An 18,305-nucleotide genomic window follows, 5' to 3' on the forward strand; every position below is an offset into this window, starting at 1 on the left:
TGCCACCCGACACCAGGCCACTGCCTAGACTCAAGCCGGCTTAACGCCCAGCAATGCAAGCAAACCGTCAGCATCCGGCCCCGACTCCAAAGCCAGCCGAATACGGTTGAAAGTACTGGCTGCCTGCTCCGGGTACTTGGCGAAGGGCACCAGGCCATCGTGCGGCCAACCTGCGGCAGCCAGCACTTTCTTGCGGTAGCTCATTCCGGCCGGCCCGCCGCCGCCCATTTCCAGCAAGGCCTGCTCGATCAGCGCATGCGGAAACGGCGTACGCCGCAGGGTCAGGAAATGCTGGGATGCGACTTCTTCGTATTGCATGGCTACGCTCCGCTTAAAGTAGTTTTCTTATCTAAGCTTATTGCACTCACTTTTGCCACTTTCAACATGACATGCCGTTTCTATATTCGGATTTTCAAGTAGCCTGGATTATATTAGTAGCCACCAGCGCACAGCCTGCTTCCGATAACGACGACAAGAGAACCCTGGCGTGAACGTATTCAGCGACACCACTACCGTACTGATCATTGACGACTCGCTTACCGTGCGGCAGTCGCTACGCGCCATGCTCAGCAATGTGGGGGTGACCCGCTCGGAAACGGCAGCCAACGCCGCCGACGGCCTGATGCGCCTGCAAAAGCGCGGCTTCGACGTTGTGCTGTGCGACTACAACCTGGGCGAGGGCATGAATGGCCAGGAGATGCTGGAGCAGCTACGCAGCACTGGCAGCTACCCGCTCACCTCGGTATGGATCATGATTACCGGCGAGCGTAGCTACGAGCGTGTCGTGGCCGCCGCCGAAGTGGCACCAGACGATTACATTCTCAAACCGTTTTCCAGCCAGGCACTGTTTGACCGCATGCAGTCGGCCTTTACCCGCAAGCGTTTCCTGAAGCCCGCGCACCTGCACCTGATGAATGGCCGCGAAGACCTGGCCATCGCCACCATGGACGAGCTGGTCAGCAAGGCGGCCACCCCGGTACAAAAGCTTGACGTGCTGCGCCTGCTGGCCGAAACCCACCTGGCACTGGAACACTACAACGACGCCAGCAAGTGCTATTCCGACATTCTGGATCTGCGCGTCATCCCCTGGGCCAAGATGGGGCTGGCACGCATCTTCAAAGCACAAGACAAAGTGGCCGAAAGCAGCGAGCTACTACAAGACATCATCAGCGAAGCCCCACACTACACCGACGCCTACGACACCCTGGCGCACAACCTGGCCCGCTGCGGGCAGTTTACCGAGTCGCTTGAGGTGCTGGAAAAAGCGGTGGCGCTATCGCCGCGCAACTTCCGCCGCCTGTGCCTGACCGGTGAAAGCGCGCTAAACGCCGGCGACCCGGCCAAAGCCGCGCTGTATCTGGAAAAAGCCGTGCGCATCGGCCGCAACAACAGCGCCTTTGGCCCTGACGTGCTGATCGATCTGTTGCAAGCGCACAGCGAAGCAGGCAACGCCGAAAAGATGGACCAGGTCGCCAACGAACTCAATGGCATGCTCAAGGGCGAGCACAATGTTTTCCTGCTGCACGTATGCCGCAGCATGACCCTGCTGGGGCGAAAATCGTGGATGGATGCCCAGGAATCGCTCAAGCAAGCTGCTGCCTTGCTGCTGCAAAAGCAGCTTAGCTGGCGCAGCGGCGTGCGCTTTCTGGAAGCGGTGGCACGTCTGCCGGACGATCTCGACGGTTACCAGGGTTACGACTGGGTAAAACAACTGTCCTTGCGCCTGGTACGAACCCACCAGGATGTCGAACAGCTGACCGCCATGACCAAAAAAAGCATCGTCCTCATTCGAGCCGTACACGATGCCTATGGCTTCTTGCAAAGCACCAACGACGAAGCGGTATCACTGACCAAAGACAAGAAAAAAGACGCTGCCGCCAAACTGCTGTACGACACGGCCAGTGCCACACTCAACGACCGTCTGGGCATGAACGCCTGCGCCTTGCTTTTGCAGCTGGCCGACGAGAACAGCATTGGCCTGGCACAAGAGCTGCTGGGCTGGCTGCCGGCAGAACACGAGCGCGTACACGGCCTGCAAGCCACACTGCAAAAGCTGCGGCACGCCGCCGCCCAGCAAGAAATCCTGCCAGACTAAGCACTGCCAGCAAAACCCCGCAGCAACATGAGCACACGCCACACAAGCCCGCCAGCATATCCCTTTAAAATCATACAATTAGTCATTGCGTGACAAAAAATCGTGTCACACAATGAAAATACCCGCCTGCCAGCCATGGGCTGTGGACAAGTTTATCCACAGCCCTGCTTGCCTGTCACCTGCGCCACACCGAACTAATTACGTAATAATTTAATGTAATTCATTAAATTATTACGATGCACTGGCATCCTTGCTACTGGCCACACCATAACCGCCAAAAAAACTGCACCAGAAAACACTGTTCATACCCAAGCCGGCTACAGGCCGTTCCCAAGCAGCAGCAATATCGCCACAATGCTTTCCAGACCGATACAAGGAGAACGCATGTCACGCCCCGAAATTCGCCCGGCACAGCTGGCGGATCTGCCCGCCATCGTTGCGATCTACAACAGCACCATCGCCGGACGCATGGTCACCGCCGACCTGGAGCCCGTCAGCGTGGAAAGCCGCCTGCCGTGGTTTCATGCCCACCAGCCAGAACGTCGGCCGCTCTGGGTGGCCGAAATAGCGGGCCGCATGGTTGGCTGGGTCAGCCTGTCGGATTTTTATGGCCGCCCGGCCTACAACGGCACGGCCGAAGTCAGCATTTATCTGGACGAGGCCGCACGTGGCCAGGGCCTGGGCAAGATACTGCTGCAGTACGTTATCGATAACGCACCGCAATACGGCGTAAAAACCCTGCTGGGTTTCATTTTTGGCCACAACGAACCCAGCTTGCAGCTGTTCCGCCGCTTTGGCTTTGATCGCTGGGCACACCTGCCCCAGGTCGCCCTGCTGGACGAGACCGAACGCGACCTGGTCATTCTTGGCCGCAGGCTGTAAGGCACGACACGAACAAGGAGACAGCTATGCTGCTAGGGATGGAACAAGCGCTTGGATTTCTGGCGGCCGCCGTGCTGGTTACCCTGTCACCCGGGCCAGATAACCTGATGGTGTTAAGTCTGGGCATGGCCAAAGGGCGGCGCCACGGCATGGCCTTCGGGCTGGGCTGTGCCGCCGGCTGCCTGAGCCACACCCTGCTGGCGGCGCTGGGGATCAGCGCGCTGCTGGCGGCATCGCCACTGGCCTTTGCCGCGCTCAAAATAGCCGGTGGCCTGTATCTGGTCTGGCTAGGCTGGCAGGCATGGCACAGCCAGGGCAGCCTGTTGGATAAGCAACACAGCCAAGACGCGCGCGACACTGCAGGCAGGCTGTTCGCCAAGGGTTTGCTCGCCAACGCGATTAACCCCAAGGTGGTGCTGTTCTTTCTTGCCTTCCTGCCCCAGTTCGTGATCAGCCAGCACGGGCAGATCGCCTGGCAAACCGCCCAGCTCGGGCTGCTGTTTACTACCCAGGCCGCCGTGGTATTTGGCTTGATGGGCTACTTTGCCGGCCACGCAGGGCGGTGGCTTAACACATCGCGCCAGCGCAGCAGGCTGCTGGACCGTATCGCCGGTACCCTGTTTGCCCTGCTGGGGCTGAAACTGATCCTGGGCCGCTAAGCGCCCCCCAAGGCGCATTGCAATAGGAAAGACACCACATCTATAGAATACCCGGCGGACACTTCAGCCATCGATACCTGCAAAAGCCTGCGCTTCATGCAAGAATGGCAGCCTGTCCCTGATTGACTTGTGGATCATGCCCCACGTCTCGCACCTTGCCTCGCCCAGCCGCTTCAAAGCGCTGACCTACGGCGCACTGATCAGCCTGCTGCTGCTGCTCAGCGGCGTTGCCGAATTATGGTCCTCATACCAGACAACCATCGCGCAAGGCCACGCCCAGGCCCGCATGGAAAGCCTGCTGTTTTCCGAGTGGATGCGGCAAGACTTTCGCGAGGTAGAGCTACTGCAGAACATGGTGGCAGAGCAGCTGCAAGAGAATGACTTCCAGGCCAAGCAACCCGCAGCGGAACGCACCGCGCTGGAAAGCCGCCTGGTGCGCGCCATGCGGGGCGTGCCGCAGGCCTACGACATGATTCTGGTAGACCGCAATTGCCAGCTGGTGCTGTCGTTCAAGGTTTCCCCCGGTTTTGACGCACGCGAGCGCAGCTACTGCAAGGCCATGCTGTCGCCCAGCAAGGAAGACCGCTTTGTCAGCGAGCGCTTCAAGGGCGCCAGCGGCGACCTTGTCGTCATGGCAACGCAACGGGTGCGCGGCGTAGACGGCCGCGTCATCGGCCTGCTGGGGACGGTTATCCGCACCAGCCACTTCCAGCAGCTGATAGACCGCACCCTGGTAGGCGGCTACCACGACGTGATGGCTTTTGCCGACACCCGCATGCAGCTATTGGCCCGCCAGCCCTTGATCTCGCCCATGCCTGTGGCCCCCGTCAATGACCCGGAAGCGCTGGGCATGTTGCAGCGCGGCGATGTCGAGGCCAGCTACGAATACACGTCCAGGCTGGATAACCGCACCCGCCTGCACTCCATGCGCAAGGTTGAACGGCTGCCCCTGCTGGTCACGGTAGGTATCGACAAGGAAACCCTGCTCGCCCCCTGGCGCAACAAAGCCTGGCTGATGCTGGGCGGCTGGCTGATCTGCACCCTGCTGCTGGCCTGGGGGGTGCGGCGCTACCAGCGCAATACCGAGCTGAACGATGCCCTCGCCACCCGCAGCGTCGCCATCGACCACGCCGCCGAAGCCATCATCATTGCCAATGGCAAAGGACACGTTGAATACGTGAACCCGGCCTTTGTGGCGATGACCGGCTATGACAGCGAGGAAATATACGGCCAACACAAGCTGGAAGACGTACTGCTGGCGGAGCACCCGCAGTTCAAGCCCGTACTGCAAAGCACCATCATGGGCGGTGAGATCTGGCGCGGCGAGCTGTCCAGCCATAATCGCGCCGGCCAGCTGTATTTTGAAACCATCTCGGTGGCACCGGTCATGTCGGCAGAAGGGCGTTTGCTGCGCATGGTGGCGATCAAGCACGACGTGAGCGACGCCAAGATGCTGCAGGCCGACCTGATCCGGCTGGCCAATACCGACGAGCTCACCAGCCTGTATAACCGCCGCCAGTTCATGCAGCGCTGCACCGAGGAAATCGCCCGCGGCCAACGCTGGGAGCGCCCGCTATCGCTGGCCATGCTGGACCTGGACCACTTCAAGCTGCTGAACGATCGCTATGGCCATGCCTTTGGCGACGAGGTACTGCGCACTTTTGCCAGCTGCTGCCAGGCCAGCGTGCGCATAGAAGATGTGTGCGGCCGGCTGGGCGGCGAGGAGTTCGCCATCCTGCTACCGGATACCGACCGCTACACCGCCACCCAGATCATGGAGCGCGTGCGACAGGCCGTGGCCGAGCTGCAGCTGGACAACCCGCAAGGCGGCGAGCCGGTACACTTTACCGTCAGCATCGGCATCAGCGAGCTTTACCCCGGCGACGCCACCGCCACGCCGATGATGGCCCGCGCCGACGCCGCCCTGTATCTGGCCAAACAGGAAGGCCGCAACCAGGTGCGCGCCGGCTAGCACACCGCCCGATCTTTGCATCAGCCAGCCGCTGCGGGCTGATGCACATCAAACCTGCGGCCAAGCTGCCCGCTGTGCCCTGCCGATGCCCGGCATCTGTGCCTGTCTGCCCGACGGCACCCTGCCTAAGCTGCGGCATCGCTTTACTGCAAGGGCAGCAAACCACCATGGCCACACCCATCCATTTTGTTTCCAACAAGCTTTACCCCAAGCTCAGCCGCGGCCGCTTCAGCCACTGGCGCACCGGTTTTGTCATCGTTACCCAGCTGTTGTTCTTGCTGACGCCCTGGGTCAACTGGCACGGCCAGCAGGCGGTACGCTTCGACTTCGACTCGATGCGCCTCTACCTGTTCGGCCTGACCTTGCTGCCACAAGACTTCATCTACCTGGCGGCCATGCTGATCATCAGCGCGCTGGGGCTGTTCCTGTGGACCATGATTGCCGGGCGCCTGTGGTGCGGTTTTTCCTGTCCGCAAACCGTGTACACCGAGATCATGCTGTGGATAGAGCGCCTATTTGAAGGGCCACCCAATGCGCGGCGCAAGCGCGATGCCGCACCGTGGGGGGCCGACAAGCTGCTGCGCAAAGGCGCCAGCCAGGCCAGCATGCTGCTGTTTTCACTGTGGACCGGCCTGACCCTGGTGGGCTACTTCAGCCCGATGCGCCAGCTGGTGGCCGGGCTGCCTGCCGGGCAAACCGGCTTTTGGGAAGCGTTTTTCGCCCTGAGCTACGCCGGTTTTACCTGGCTGCTGGCTGGCCACCTGCGCGAACAGGTTTGCAAGCATATGTGCCCTTATGCCCGTTTTCAGGGGGTGATGTTCGACCGTGACACCCTGATCGTGGCCTACGACGAACAGCGTGGCGAGCCGCGCGGCGCACGCCGCAAAGACGGCAGCCAGGCGCAAGGCAGCTGCGTGGATTGCGGGCTGTGCGTACAAGTGTGCCCGGCCGGTATTGATATCCGCCAGGGTCTGCAATACGAGTGCATTGGCTGCGGTGTGTGCATCGACGCCTGCGACGAGGTAATGGACAAGTTGGCCGCACCACGCGGCCTGATTCGCCTGTCCACGCAAAATGCCATGGAGCAGGGCGCCGCGCCGCCTTCGTTCTGGCAGCGCCCGCGCGCGGTGGTGTACGCCAGCCTGATTGGCACCACCGTCTTGCTGATGGCCGCCGGCCTGTGGCAACGCGAGCCTTTCCGGGTAGAAGTCCTGCGCGACCGCGCCGTGATGGCGCGCGAAACAGCCGACGGCTATATCGAAAACGCCTACACCGTGCGCATCTTCAATACCCGGCCAGACGCCCGTACCTACACGCTGACGGCAGCCGGTGACGGGGTAGTGGGGCAGCGCCTGCCCAAGCTGTTGCAGGTGCCCGGCGATGGCGAGCTGAGCTTTACCATCAATGTGATGGCAGACCCGGCGGTGCTGGCCAAGGGCAGCCACCCGATCAGCATTGCCCTGCAAGACCGCCACACACCCGAGGATAAAGTCACCGAAACCTCGCGCATCCTGATGCCCTGAGCCGGCTACACGCGGCGCATGGCACGCGCCAGCCAGTCCAGCGCCGGCTGCTGGCCGGGGGTAAAGTAGCTGGCGTTCAGGCGCAGGGCGTGCCGCCCCGCAGCATCCGGCTGACATAGCGTACCGGGCGCCAGCTGGATGGCGTGGCGCTGGGCGGTAGCCACCAGCTGCACACAGTCAGCCGGCACATCACGCAGCCAGACAAAATAGCCACCCTCGGCAGGCTGCAGGCTGGCACCGTCGGGCAAGGTTGGCCGCAGCAGGGCTTCCAGCTGCCCTACCTTGTCGGCCAGCTGCTGGCGCAAACGGCGCAAACCGGGCAGATAGCGCCCGCCGGACAGCAGCTCGGCCAGCGCCAGCTGGTTGGGCAGCGGCGACGCCAGCGTCTGCGCCAGCTTCAGGCGCCGTACCAGCTCGCCATAGCGCCCGGGCAATAGCCAGCCCACGCGGTAGCCCGGTGCCATGGATTTGGAAAACGTGCCGCACAGCAAGATGCGACCATCCCGGTCGTCGGCCTTCATGGGCAAGGGCACCGTGCCGTCAAACCCCAGCAAACGGTAGGCATCATCTTCGATAACCGGCACATCGTAGCGCTGCGCCAACCCCAGCAAGCGCTGGCGGGTGGCGGGCAGCAAGCTGCGCCCATGCGGGTGGCAGTAGGCGCTCATCAGGGCAATGGCTTGCACCTGCTGCCGTGATAGCGCTTGCTCCAGCACGCCGGTGTCCACGCTGCCATCTGCGGCCAACACCAGCGGCAAGATGGCCACGCCTTGCTCGGCCAAGCCACCCAGCAGGCCGGGGAAAGCCGGCTGCAGCACCGCGACTTGTGGCTGTGCCACGCCGTGCGTGACGGCGGCCACCGCCAGCGACAAGGCTTCCATGCCGCCGCAGGTGATCAGTACTTCGTCGGCGTGCACCTCCCAGCCCTCGGCGTAGGCTTGCTGGGCGATCTGCCGGCGCAGCGCCGGCATACCGGCCAGCGCCGGTTCGGCCAGTGCCTGGGCGTAGTGGCGCATGGCACCGATAAAAGCGTGGGTCAGCGGGCGGGTATCGTACAGGGCAGGGTGGATGAACGGGGCGCCCAAGGGGGCAGCCAGGCTATCGCTGCCGCCGCCGGCATCGGCGGCCACCACGTAGCCGCGGCGCGGCTGGGCCACCACATAGCCCAGTTTTTCCAGCTCGTAATAGGTACGTCGCGCGGTATTCAGCCCCACGCCGTATTGCTGCACCAGCTGGCGCAGCGAAGGCAGGGTGTCGCCACGCTGGTAATCACCGTGCCGGATGCTGCTGATGATGCGCTGAACCAGTTCGCCGTACTTGCTCACGCCGGGCCGCCTGTCAGGAGAAAAGGGCGATTATGCCCACAGTGGCGGCAAAGATCAGCGCTTCTTGTCGATATGGGCAAAAATGGCGTGGCGGGTCTGGTTGATGAGCAGCTCCAGCTCGCCGGTGTCTTTCATCTTGCGCAGCTCGCGGTTAAAGCGCCGCTGCAGCTCGGCCGCCTGCGGGTGGCCGCGCCATATCACCACACACAGCGGGGTACTCCAGTATTCCCGTGGCTGCGGCACAATGCGCGCTGCCATGGAAGGCGGCAGCTGCAGGCGTGTTGCCAGCTGGCCGGCTTCGCCCTCCATGGGGAACAGGTCGATACGGCCTGCGGCCAACTTGCGCAGATTACTGACATCGTCGGTGGTGACATCGACCTTCAGCACACCGCTGTGCTGCAGGCGGGTAAAGGTATCGGAGTAAAAATTGCCTGCGGTAATGCCAAAGCGGTAGGGCGCCAGGTCTTCCAGCGTTTTCCAGGCATAGGTTTCACCCAGGCGCTGAAACAGCACCATGCGGAACGGCAGGACTTCTTCGCTGAACAGCAGGTCTTTCTGGCGATCTTCGTTCGGCGTCCAGCCCAGGCTGCCGTCCACATCGCCGGTGCGCGCCATCTGGATGGCACGGTTATTGGGGTACCAGCCGTAGCTGACGCTGACATTGGCGCGGCGAAACACCTCGGTTACCACCCGCGTCAGAATGCCGCCAAATGGCAGGTTTTCGGCCATGTACGGCGCGTATTCCTGGTTGGAAAAGCGCACTTTCAATGCCGGCGATGCCCCCAGCACCGTCATCGGCAGTAGCAGTGCGGCCAACCCTATGCATTGTCGCCACATGACACCCCCCAAAAAAGCTCTCCATTTCAGCCTAGGCAGCGGCGTGTCATACACCAAGCAATTTATCGAAAAATAAATACTTCATGGCTGCTGCAGAAATACCCGGCGCCGGCTATCGGCCAGCAAACGGGCAAGCTCGCCACTGCGCTTCATGGCCGCCAGCTCGCGGTTAAAGCGGCGCACCAGCTCGGCCGCCTGCGGGTGGCCGCGCCACACTACCATGCACATCGGGGCACGCCAGTAAGCGCGGGGCTGCGCCATCAGCAAGCCCGCCTGCGCCGGTGACAGCTGCTGCTGAATCAGGAACTGTCCGCTTTCCAGTTCCATTGGCACCAGGTCTACCCGCCGGGCCACCAGCTTGCGCATATTGCTCAGGTCATCGGCCGACTCGTCGGCTTGCAAAGCGCCCTGCTTCAGCAGCTGGTGAAACTCGGGCGAATAAAAATTGCCCAGCGTGACACCAAAGCGATAGGACGCCAGGTCTGACAAGGCTTTCCAGCGATAATGCCCAGCCTTGCGCTGGAACAACACCATGCGAAACGGCAACACCTCCTGGCTGAACAGCAAATCGCGCTCGCGCTCTGGGCTGGGCGTCCAACCCACACTGCCATCCACATCGCCGTTACGTGCCAGCTGGATAGCGCGGTTATTGGGGTACCACACATAGCTGACCGACACATTGCCACGGCGGAACACCTCGGTAACCAGCCGTGTGAGCATGCCGCCATCCGGCAGCCGGCTACCGGCGTAAGGCGGGTACTCCTGGTTGGAAAAGCGCACCTGTAATGGCGGCTCGGCAGCCCATACCCCGCCGGCCAACCACAGCAGGCCCACCACTAGAAACCATCGCCGCATCGATATTCTCCTGTTTATCCTGCCAGTGTAGTGCACATGCTGCAGCACAGTGGCCCCATACATACCGGACAAACTGGCTCTGGGCCAGCCGGCCAGCCCGCGACACAATCAGGGCACAGGAGAACGCCATGCCACTCTACCAGCCACCCGCTTTTGCCAGCCCAGCCAACACCGCCAGCGCACTGGCAGCCCAACACCCCTTTGCCACGCTGATCACCCCTGGCGGCGACACGCCGTGGATCAGCCACCTGGTGTTGTTGCCCGCCTCCGGCCAGCCAGACTACCTGCTCGGCCACCTGGCCGCGGCCAATGGCCATAGCCAGGCCTTGTTACAGGCACCCAGCGTTGCCGTGTTCCAGGGGGAACACGGTTATATCTCGCCACGCTGGTACCACAGCAGCGGCATGGTACCCACCTGGAACTACCGCATAGCACACGCGCACTGCGGCCCGGCAGAACAGATAAGCGGCGACGAACTCTACACACTACTGGCGCAGCTCAGTGCCCGCTTCGAAGGGCCGGACGGCTGGTCGCCACAGGCTGTCCCCGCGCAAGCCATGGCCGCCATGCAGCGCGCGATCGTGGGCTTTCGCCTGCCGGTCATCCAGTGGCAGTGCAAGGAAAAACTCAGCCAGAACCGCAGCCTGGCCGACCGCCACAGCGTGATCGCGGCGCTGGCCAGTGGCGGGCTTGAAGAGCAGCAGTTGGCCGCCAGCATGCAGGCAGCGCTCGATAGCGATACTGCCAGCTAGCCGGCAAAACCCGTTACACTGCAAGGCTTGACGTACCCCACGCGAAAGCCCTGCAATGGCACTGAAAGCCACCATTTACAAAGCCGACCTCACGATTTCCGATATGGACCGTGGCTATTACGACAGCCATAGCCTGACCATCGCCCAGCACCCGTCCGAAACCATCGAGCGCATGATGCTGCGCATTGCCGTATTTGCCCTGCACGCAGGCGAATACATGGTATTTACCCGCGGCATCAGTGACGACGAGGAGCCGGACCTGTGGCTGAAGAATTTCAGCGATGAGATCGAACAGTGGGTAGAGCTGGGCGAGCCGGACGAAAAGCGCCTGCGCAAAGCCTGCGGCCGCGCCGGCCAGGTATGGCTGTACAACTACGGCGGCCGCTCGGCGGATATCTGGTGGGAAGGCATGGCAGGCAAGGTGGGCCGCTTCGACCACCTGAACATCTTCAGCATCGCCACCGACACCCTGGCCGAGCTGGCCGCGCTGTGCGAGCGCAGCATGCAGCTGAACGCCACCGTACAGGACGGCGTGCTGTGGCTGTCGTCCGAACAAGGCAGTGTAGCCGTCAGCCCGCACCGCCTGTACGGCAGCGCCGAGCGCTAAGCGCAGCCCGCCCGCCTGCCGGGTGAAAATTCAGCCGGTCTATCCCTTTATGGCGGTGGGCTGGCATATAATCCTTGCCCATAATCGCCATACATTTACAGACTTGGGACATTTTCGCCATGCAAGATACGCACGCCTGGTCCGGCCGCTTCTCCGAACCCGTTTCCGAACTGGTTAAAAAATACACCGCTTCGGTTACTTTCGATAACCGTCTGGCCGAGTTCGACATCGAAGGCTCGCTGGCCCACGCCGCCATGCTGAACAAGTCCGGCGTGCTGTCCGACGCCGACCTGGCCGCCATCCGCGACGGCATGGCGCAGATCATCGCCGACATCCGCGCCGGCAACTTCGACTGGAGCGTGGACCTGGAAGACGTGCACATGAACGTGGAGCGCCGCCTGACCGACAAGATCGGCGACGCCGGCAAGCGCCTGCACACCGGCCGCAGCCGTAACGACCAGGTGGCCACCGACATCCGCCTGTGGCTGCGCGCGCAGATCGACGCCATCGTGGTGCTGATTGCCGAGCTGCAAACCAGCCTGCTGGACCTGGCCGAGCAGCACGCCGACACCGTAATGCCAGGCTTTACCCACCTGCAGGTAGCGCAGCCGGTGACCTTTGGCCACCACATGCTGGCCTACGTGGAAATGCTGGGCCGCGACGCCGAGCGCATGAGCGACTGCCGCAAGCGCGTCAACCGCCTGCCGCTGGGCGCTGCCGCGCTGGCTGGTACCACCTTCCCGATCGACCGCCACTACACCGCGCAGCTGCTGGGTTTTGACGACGTATGCCACAACTCGCTGGACGCCGTATCCGACCGTGACTTCGCCATCGAATTCACCGCCGCCGCCAGCTTGGTGATGGTGCACCTGAGCCGCCTGTCCGAAGAGCTGATCCTGTGGATGAGCCCGCGCGTCGGCTTTATCGATATCGCCGACCGTTTCTGCACCGGCAGCTCCATCATGCCGCAGAAGAAAAACCCGGACGTGCCGGAGCTGGTACGCGGCAAATCCGGCCGTGTGGTTGGCCACCTGATCGCACTGGTCACCCTGATGAAGGCGCAACCGCTGGCCTACAACAAGGACAACCAGGAAGACAAAGAGCCGCTGTTCGACACCGCCGACACCCTGATCGACACCCTGCGCATCTACGCCGACATGATGCGCGGCATCACCGTGAAACCGGACGCCATGCGCGCCGCCGTGCTGCAGGGTTTTGCCACCGCCACCGACCTGGCCGATTACCTGGTGAAAAAAGGCATGCCGTTCCGCGACAGCCACGAAGTGGTCGCCCTGACCGTGCGCCACGCCGAGCAGCAGGGCGTGGACATTGCCGACCTCAGCCTGGACACGCTGCGCCAGTTCAGCACCCTGATCGAGCAGGACGTGTACAGCGTACTGACCCCGGAAGGCAGCCTGGCCCAGCGCGACCACGTGGGTGGCACCGCGCCGAACCAGGTACGCTTCCAGATTGCCCGCCACCGCGCCCGCCTGGCCGGTTAAGCAAGCAAGTTCCATAGAAAACCCCCGGTATCTACCGGGGGTTTTTATATTGTCATCCACGCATGACACACTGTTACCTATTGCCACCGTGCGGCGCTTGCCAGCCTGCGCGGCACAGGGCAATACTGATGACGCCTTATCGCCAACCCAAAGGACGACTACCATGCGCAAACTGCTTGCCCTGGCCCTGCTGGCCTGTGTTTCCACCGCCACCTTTGCTGCTGACGCCAGCTGCGAAGCCAAAGCCACCGAGAAGAAACTGGCCGGTGCCGCCAAGAACAGCTTCGTGAAGAAGTGCGAAAAAGACAGCAAAGCCGCCGGCGCGCAAGCCAGCTGCGACGCCAAAGCCGCCGAGAAGAAACTGGCCGGCGCCGCCAAAAACAGCTTTGTGAAGAAATGCGTGAAAGACGCCGGCGCCGCCTGATCACCGCCCGCCTGTCACCACCAAGCCCCGCCAAGTGCGTAATGCCAGTCAGTTAGGCGAATGTGCTTGGCCATCAAGTAGGATGGGCGTGAGTGTAGCGCCCCATCCCGTTGGCGCGAGCCGGTCAAAATGGTTCGCCCCAGGTTTTAAGACGACGATTTGTTTGAGCCCCGAGCCGTTAGCGAGGGGCGAGTTCGGCGGCGCCTGGGGCGTGCCATTTTGACCGGGGTTTCGAGCAGCCCCGGGTTGCGGGGGAATGAAAAGGGGGCGGCAACCCGCCCCCTTTCCCGTTTGCCGGGCGGAACCGGCATCTAATCATCGTCCGCATCGCGGACACAATAGCACTCTTCAAACACAACAAACCCCTAGCCAAAAAAAGCGCCATTCAGCGTTAACTGACTGGCATTACACCAAGTGCGGGGCTTTGTTTTGCTGCGGCCAACCCTGCACCAACGCAAGCGGCCACGCGGCAAGGGCTCGGTGCTAGCTGCCGCGCGCGCGGCGCACGGTGATGCTCTCGCCGCCGATGCCCCAGTTATCGGTATCCACCTCGTCGATCACCACCACGGTGGTGGCCGGATTCTTGTTCAGCACCGTCTGCAGCAGCTGTGTTACGCCGGCAATCAGCTCGGCTTTTTGCTCGGCGGTCACGCCTTCACGGGTAATCTTGATGTTGACGTAGGGCATGATGACTCCAGGGTTTCAGGTTCAGGGTTGGCCGCAAGCCGCCACCGTGCGGGGCTGGACAGGGGCGGGTACCGGGCGCGATACCCACCAGGCGCCCAGCGATACACACAATAGTGCCGACGCCAGCGTAGCGGTGAGCGGCTCGTGCAATAGTGGTACGGCAGCGATACCGGTCAGCACCGGAATCAGCGCCATCAGCGCCGCCACGCGCGACGGGCCCAGCAAATCGACAGCCCGCAGGTAACACAGCATGGCCACGATGGCCGGGCTGATGCCGTGAAACAGCGCCTGGCTCACGATCATCGGCCACGGCGTTGCCGCCAGGCCTTTGGGCAAGCACAGCAAATACACCGGCAAATAGAGCAGGGTAGACGCCAGCGTCACAAAGCTGGTGAGCAGCCACGGTGCGTAGCCCCAACGCTTGGCCAGCAAGGCATAGAGCGCCCACAGCACACCGGCGGTCAGCAGCATGCCATCGCCCAGCCATTGCCCTGGCTGCGCCTGGCCGGCAAACAGCGGCCAGCCCAGCAGGCCCAGCCCCAGCGCCATCACCGCGTAGCCGGGGCGGGCGGCGCGCGGCGGCCAACCCTGGCCCAGCAATAACAGTAACAGCGCCATCAGGAAAGGCTGGAGGCCGGCAACCAGCAGCGCCAGGTGTGCGGCTGGTACCCAGCGTACCGCGCTGTAGCACAGCAGACAGAAACCGATGCAGCCTATCAGCGCCAGCAACCATAGCCGGCGATCGCGCCACGCGGCCAACGCTGGGCGCGGCAGGCACAGTAGCACCACGCTGGCCGTGCCCAGCCGCAGCGCCAGCAGGTCGTAGGCGGTGAGCGGCGTCTTGCCGGCCAGGCGCGCCATCAGCATGAAGCTGCTCCATAACAACAGGCAGGCAAACAGGTACAGGTAGCCGCTTCGGCTGGCGCGTTGGGGCATGACAGATCTCGGCAAGGAAACAGGCTGTCACTATGCGTGCCGTTTTTCATCCTGAAAAATGAATTATTATGATGAAAAGCATCCCACGTGGAGAATGGTATGGACCTAGGCGATCTGGCTATCTTTCAAGCGGTACTCAAAGAAGGTGGCATTACCGCCGCCGCGCGCCGCCTGCACCGCGTGCAATCCAACATCACCACCCGCATCAAGCAGCTGGAAGACAGCCTGGGTGTCGCGCTGTTCGAACGCGACGGCCGCGGCGTGCGGCCCACTGCCGCCGCCCACGTGCTGGCCGACTACAGCACGCGCCTGCTGGCGCTGGCCGACGAGGCTCGCGCAGCGGTGGCCAGCGACAGACCACGTGGGCAGCTAAGGCTGGGCGCCATGGAAAACACCGCTGCCGTGCGCCTGCCCCCGCTGCTGGCCAGCTTTCACCAGCAACACCCCGACGTGCGGCTGGAGCTGCGTACCGGCCCTACCGCCAGCATGATCAGCGCCGTGCTGGCTGGCGAGCTGGACTGCGCGCTGGTATGTGGCCCGGTGAACGAACCCAGGCTGGAGAGCCAGCCGTTTTGCCAGGAAAACCTGCTGCTGATCAGCGCACTGGGGGCCAGGGTAGGGCCGGAACACGGGCCGCTTACCCTGCTGGCTTTTGACCACGGCTGCGCCTACCGGCAACGGCTGGAACGCTGGCTGGAAGAAAGCGGCTGCGTGGTGGACCGGCTGGTGGAGCTGGACTCCTACCATGCCATGATCAGCTGCGCCGCCAGCGGCATGGGCATTGCGCTGGTACCCGAAGCACTGCTGGCACTCACCCCGGCAGCCGGCCATGTCGCCACCCACCCGCTACCGGCAGCGCTCGCTCACGCCCCCACGGTACTGATTCGCCGCTGCGGCGTACGCGCGCCGGCCATTGATGCATTTGCTGCCAGCCTGGCAATATTTCAGCAATAAAATGCCAAAGGTATCGAATACATATAATGTAGAAAGTTTTTAAAAATCAGCCACCTAGCCAACAGGGTTTGACCATTATCAAGGGTGGGCAGCGCATTAGGACATACGATACTCACGCGTGCTTTTATATAAAAAATCATTTTCATTTAATAAATATGTAAATTAAGCACGCGCAAAGCCACCCACCTCTGCGTAAAAAACCATGTCCAAACTCACCATTTCCCGCCTGTCATTGGCACAAAAACTCAGCCTGGTGCTCAGCATCGCGCTGTTTATCATCCTGGGCCTTGCCGGCCTGGTCGTTAGCCAGTGGCTGGCCAGCCGCGTAGAACAGCGCGCGGTCGACACCATGCAACAAACCAACCAGCAAGTGGTCGACAGCATCGATGCCTACGCCAGCGTGCTGGAAAGTAGCGCCAAAAACAGTGCGGCGCAGCTGGCCGCCGGCCTGGCAAGCCCGCTGCGGGCCGATGCGGCCAACCCTGTCACCGTCAGCGGGCACACGGCACCAGCGCTTTATAGTGCCGACCAGCTACTCAACGGCAATGAAGCACTGGTAGACCGTTTTACCCAGGCCACCCGTGGTGTCGCTACCCTGTTTGTGCGCCAGGGTGATGATTTCATCCGTATTGCATCGTCGCTGAAAAAAGAAGACGGCACCCGCGCCGTGGGCACCATGCTGGACCACGCCCACCCGGCTTATCAGCTGCTGAAAAGCGGCGAGCGCTACACCGGCCCGGCCAACCTGTTTGGCCGTGACTACATGACGCACTACATACCGCTGAAGGATGCTGCCGGCCAGGTTGTCGCCGTCATGTTTGCCGGTATTGACTACACCGATGGTCTGAAAGCACTGAAGCAGAAGATCCTGGCGCTCAAGATCGGTGACACCGGCTACGTGTACGTGCTGGATGCCAAAACACGCCCGGGCGAGCTGGTGATCCACCCCAATAAAGAAGGCAAAAACCTGCTGGACAGCACCGACGCCGACGGCCAGCCCTTTATCAAGACCATGCTGTCGCAACAGCAAGGGCAGATCCGTTACAACTGGCTGGACGCCGGTGCCACCAAGCCACGCCTGAAGCTGGCCACCTTTGTCTCCTACCCGCAGTGGGGCTGGCTGGTGGCTACCAGCGCCTATCAGGACGAGCTGGTGCGCGAGCCGCACGAAATGCAGGTCAAAATGCTGCTGGGCACCCTGCTGGTGATCGTCCTGCTGGTCGCCCTGGTGTTTGTGGCCATGCGCCGCTGGGTCAGCGCCCCGCTGGCACGCCTGGTGGATACCACCCGCCGTGTGGCCGCAGGTGATTTGACCGTGAGCATCGTGGTAGACCGTCACGATGAAATCGGCGAGGTACTGCAAGCCAATAACCTGATGTGCCGCGAGCTGCGCCAGCTGATCAGCGAAGTAAACCAGAGTGTGGATGGCCTGGCACGCAACGCCCAGGGCCTGGCAGCGCTGTCGGACGATGTCTCCAATAGTTCGCGCGAACAAAGCGCCGCCGTGTCGGCCATGGCGTCTTGCGTAGAAGAAATGACGCAAAGTATCGGCCAGGTCAGCCAGTACGCCAGCGATGCTCGCGAGCTGGCCATCCAGTCCGACCAGGTATCCAAAACCGGCGAGGTGATTGTTGGCCGCACCGTGCAAACCATGCGCGAAATCGCCGCCGCCAGCGGCAGCACCGCCGCCACCGTCACCCAGCTGGGCGAGCGCTCCGAACAGATCAGCCGCGTGGTCACCGTGATCCGCGATATTGCCGACCAGACCAACCTGCTGGCGCTGAACGCCGCCATCGAAGCCGCCCGTGCCGGCGAAATGGGCCGCGGCTTTGCCGTGGTGGCCGACGAAGTACGCAAGCTGGCCGAACGCACCACGCAATCCACGCTGGAAATCAGCGACACGGTTGGCCGCATCCAGTCCGAGTCGCGCGAAGCGGTAGAAAGCATGAATAGCGGCGTGCTGCAGGTAGAAGCCGGCGTGAAGTCGGCCAGCGAGGCCGGCGACAGCCTGCAAAGCATCCGCGACGGCGCACGCAAGGTAGAGGAGTCGGTGGTGGGCATTGCCGACGCACTGCGTGAACAAAGCACCGCCAGCATGGACATCGCCCACAACGTGGAGCGCGTGGCGCAACAAGCCGACCAGAACCACCACAAGGCGCACGACGCCTCGCTGGCCGCCTGCGAAATGACCGCCATGGCGCAGCAGCTGCGCCAGTCGGTATCGCGCTTCAAGATCTGACGAACCCGCCAGTGACACAAAACCCCGGCCTGCAGCAGGCCGGGGTTTTGTTTTAT

At 62.4% G+C, this 18,305-nt stretch carries 17 protein-coding genes; 11 read left to right on the forward strand and 6 right to left on the reverse strand.

Annotated features, from left to right (window positions below; translation table 11 throughout):
• Window positions 1-30 precede the first annotated feature (30 nt).
• Window positions 31-318: a hypothetical protein gene (locus tag PQU95_RS00550; RefSeq protein WP_272750205.1), complete on the reverse strand. Its 288-nt coding sequence runs from the start codon at window positions 316-318 to the stop codon at window positions 31-33.
• A 169-nt stretch (window positions 319-487) separates the two neighbouring features.
• Between PQU95_RS00550 and PQU95_RS00555 the strand changes: the two genes are divergently transcribed.
• The 5 genes from PQU95_RS00555 to ccoG all read left to right on the forward strand — a co-directional run bounded on the left by PQU95_RS00555 (window position 488) and on the right by ccoG (window position 7,131).
• A complete protein-coding gene (locus PQU95_RS00555; RefSeq protein WP_272750206.1) occupies window positions 488-2,095 on the forward strand; it encodes a response regulator in 1,608 nt (535 codons plus the stop codon).
• Window positions 2,096-2,479: 384 nt separating this feature from the next.
• Window positions 2,480-2,977: a GNAT family N-acetyltransferase gene (locus PQU95_RS00560; protein WP_272750207.1), complete on the forward strand. Its 498-nt coding sequence runs from the start codon at window positions 2,480-2,482 to the stop codon at window positions 2,975-2,977.
• Between the two features lie 26 nt (window positions 2,978-3,003).
• Complete coding sequence (locus PQU95_RS00565; protein WP_272750208.1) at window positions 3,004-3,636, forward strand: LysE family translocator; 633 nt, start codon at window positions 3,004-3,006, stop codon at window positions 3,634-3,636.
• 136 nt (window positions 3,637-3,772) lie between these two features.
• Complete coding sequence (locus PQU95_RS00570; protein ID WP_272750209.1) at window positions 3,773-5,608, forward strand: sensor domain-containing diguanylate cyclase; 1,836 nt, start codon at window positions 3,773-3,775, stop codon at window positions 5,606-5,608.
• A 167-nt stretch (window positions 5,609-5,775) separates the two neighbouring features.
• The gene (gene ccoG, locus PQU95_RS00575; RefSeq protein WP_272750210.1) at window positions 5,776-7,131 is read left to right on the forward strand and encodes a cytochrome c oxidase accessory protein CcoG; all 1,356 of its coding nucleotides are present in this window, start codon (window positions 5,776-5,778) and stop codon (window positions 7,129-7,131) included.
• A 5-nt stretch (window positions 7,132-7,136) separates the two neighbouring features.
• Here the strand turns inward: ccoG and PQU95_RS00580 are convergent, their stop codons facing one another.
• The 3 genes from PQU95_RS00580 to PQU95_RS00590 all read right to left on the reverse strand — a co-directional run bounded on the left by PQU95_RS00580 (window position 7,137) and on the right by PQU95_RS00590 (window position 10,148).
• Window positions 7,137-8,456, reverse strand: coding sequence for an aminotransferase-like domain-containing protein (locus PQU95_RS00580; protein WP_272750211.1), 1,320 nt, complete (start codon window positions 8,454-8,456; stop codon window positions 7,137-7,139).
• Window positions 8,457-8,510: 54 nt separating this feature from the next.
• Window positions 8,511-9,293 (reverse strand): substrate-binding periplasmic protein, encoded by a 783-nt coding sequence (locus PQU95_RS00585; RefSeq protein ID WP_272750212.1) that lies wholly within the window; start codon window positions 9,291-9,293, stop codon window positions 8,511-8,513.
• A gap of 81 nt (window positions 9,294-9,374) precedes the next feature.
• A complete protein-coding gene (locus PQU95_RS00590) occupies window positions 9,375-10,148 on the reverse strand; it encodes a substrate-binding periplasmic protein (RefSeq protein WP_272750213.1) in 774 nt (257 codons plus the stop codon).
• A 128-nt stretch (window positions 10,149-10,276) separates the two neighbouring features.
• Here PQU95_RS00590 and PQU95_RS00595 point away from each other — a divergent pair, with 128 nt between their 5' ends.
• The 4 genes from PQU95_RS00595 (at window position 10,277) to PQU95_RS00610 (ending at window position 13,433) form a co-directional block, all read left to right on the forward strand.
• A complete protein-coding gene (locus tag PQU95_RS00595; RefSeq protein WP_272750214.1) occupies window positions 10,277-10,900 on the forward strand; it encodes an FMN-binding negative transcriptional regulator in 624 nt (207 codons plus the stop codon).
• Between the two features lie 55 nt (window positions 10,901-10,955).
• Complete coding sequence (locus PQU95_RS00600; RefSeq protein WP_272750215.1) at window positions 10,956-11,507, forward strand: YaeQ family protein; 552 nt, start codon at window positions 10,956-10,958, stop codon at window positions 11,505-11,507.
• 119 nt (window positions 11,508-11,626) lie between these two features.
• Window positions 11,627-13,009: an argininosuccinate lyase gene (argH, locus tag PQU95_RS00605; RefSeq protein ID WP_272750216.1), complete on the forward strand. Its 1,383-nt coding sequence runs from the start codon at window positions 11,627-11,629 to the stop codon at window positions 13,007-13,009.
• A 163-nt stretch (window positions 13,010-13,172) separates the two neighbouring features.
• Window positions 13,173-13,433 (forward strand): hypothetical protein, encoded by a 261-nt coding sequence (locus PQU95_RS00610; RefSeq protein WP_017507822.1) that lies wholly within the window; start codon window positions 13,173-13,175, stop codon window positions 13,431-13,433.
• 483 nt (window positions 13,434-13,916) lie between these two features.
• Here the strand turns inward: PQU95_RS00610 and PQU95_RS00615 are convergent, their stop codons facing one another.
• Both PQU95_RS00615 and PQU95_RS00620 read right to left on the reverse strand, forming a co-directional pair.
• The gene (locus PQU95_RS00615) at window positions 13,917-14,120 is read right to left on the reverse strand and encodes a 2-hydroxymuconate tautomerase family protein (protein ID WP_272750217.1); all 204 of its coding nucleotides are present in this window, start codon (window positions 14,118-14,120) and stop codon (window positions 13,917-13,919) included.
• A 21-nt stretch (window positions 14,121-14,141) separates the two neighbouring features.
• Window positions 14,142-15,056 carry a DMT family transporter gene (locus PQU95_RS00620; RefSeq protein ID WP_272750218.1) on the reverse strand — a complete coding sequence of 305 codons (915 nt, stop codon included), beginning with the start codon at window positions 15,054-15,056 and terminating at the stop codon, window positions 14,142-14,144.
• A gap of 99 nt (window positions 15,057-15,155) precedes the next feature.
• Between PQU95_RS00620 and PQU95_RS00625 the strand changes: the two genes are divergently transcribed.
• Window positions 15,156-16,010, forward strand: coding sequence for a LysR family transcriptional regulator (locus tag PQU95_RS00625; protein WP_272750219.1), 855 nt, complete (start codon window positions 15,156-15,158; stop codon window positions 16,008-16,010).
• Window positions 16,011-16,212: 202 nt separating this feature from the next.
• The gene (locus tag PQU95_RS00630) at window positions 16,213-18,249 is read left to right on the forward strand and encodes a methyl-accepting chemotaxis protein (RefSeq protein WP_272750220.1); all 2,037 of its coding nucleotides are present in this window, start codon (window positions 16,213-16,215) and stop codon (window positions 18,247-18,249) included.
• Window positions 18,250-18,305 lie beyond the last annotated feature (56 nt).

Origin of the sequence: Vogesella aquatica (assembly GCF_028548455.1) — a bacterium.
Taxonomy (GTDB): Bacteria; Pseudomonadota; Gammaproteobacteria; order Burkholderiales; family Chromobacteriaceae; genus Vogesella; species Vogesella aquatica.

What these genes read in the sequence shown, in the direction of transcription:
- PQU95_RS00620 (WP_272750218.1), bottom strand. Translation starts at nt 15,056, where the DNA reads ATGCCCCAACGCGCCAGCCGAAGCGGCTACCTGTACCTGTTTGCCTGC.
- PQU95_RS00560 (WP_272750207.1), top strand. Translation starts at nt 2,480, where the DNA reads ATGTCACGCCCCGAAATTCGCCCGGCACAGCTGGCGGATCTGCCCGCC.
- PQU95_RS00565 (WP_272750208.1), top strand. Translation starts at nt 3,004, where the DNA reads ATGCTGCTAGGGATGGAACAAGCGCTTGGATTTCTGGCGGCCGCCGTG.
- PQU95_RS00570 (WP_272750209.1), top strand. Translation starts at nt 3,773, where the DNA reads ATGCCCCACGTCTCGCACCTTGCCTCGCCCAGCCGCTTCAAAGCGCTG.
- PQU95_RS00615 (WP_272750217.1), bottom strand. Translation starts at nt 14,120, where the DNA reads ATGCCCTACGTCAACATCAAGATTACCCGTGAAGGCGTGACCGCCGAG.
- PQU95_RS00630 (WP_272750220.1), top strand. Translation starts at nt 16,213, where the DNA reads ATGTCCAAACTCACCATTTCCCGCCTGTCATTGGCACAAAAACTCAGC.
- PQU95_RS00600 (WP_272750215.1), top strand. Translation starts at nt 10,956, where the DNA reads ATGGCACTGAAAGCCACCATTTACAAAGCCGACCTCACGATTTCCGAT.
- PQU95_RS00550 (WP_272750205.1), bottom strand. Translation starts at nt 318, where the DNA reads ATGCAATACGAAGAAGTCGCATCCCAGCATTTCCTGACCCTGCGGCGT.
- PQU95_RS00590 (WP_272750213.1), bottom strand. Translation starts at nt 10,148, where the DNA reads ATGCGGCGATGGTTTCTAGTGGTGGGCCTGCTGTGGTTGGCCGGCGGG.
- ccoG (WP_272750210.1), top strand. Translation starts at nt 5,776, where the DNA reads ATGGCCACACCCATCCATTTTGTTTCCAACAAGCTTTACCCCAAGCTC.
- PQU95_RS00625 (WP_272750219.1), top strand. Translation starts at nt 15,156, where the DNA reads ATGGACCTAGGCGATCTGGCTATCTTTCAAGCGGTACTCAAAGAAGGT.
- PQU95_RS00610 (WP_017507822.1), top strand. Translation starts at nt 13,173, where the DNA reads ATGCGCAAACTGCTTGCCCTGGCCCTGCTGGCCTGTGTTTCCACCGCC.
- argH (WP_272750216.1), top strand. Translation starts at nt 11,627, where the DNA reads ATGCAAGATACGCACGCCTGGTCCGGCCGCTTCTCCGAACCCGTTTCC.
- PQU95_RS00585 (WP_272750212.1), bottom strand. Translation starts at nt 9,293, where the DNA reads ATGTGGCGACAATGCATAGGGTTGGCCGCACTGCTACTGCCGATGACG.
- PQU95_RS00595 (WP_272750214.1), top strand. Translation starts at nt 10,277, where the DNA reads ATGCCACTCTACCAGCCACCCGCTTTTGCCAGCCCAGCCAACACCGCC.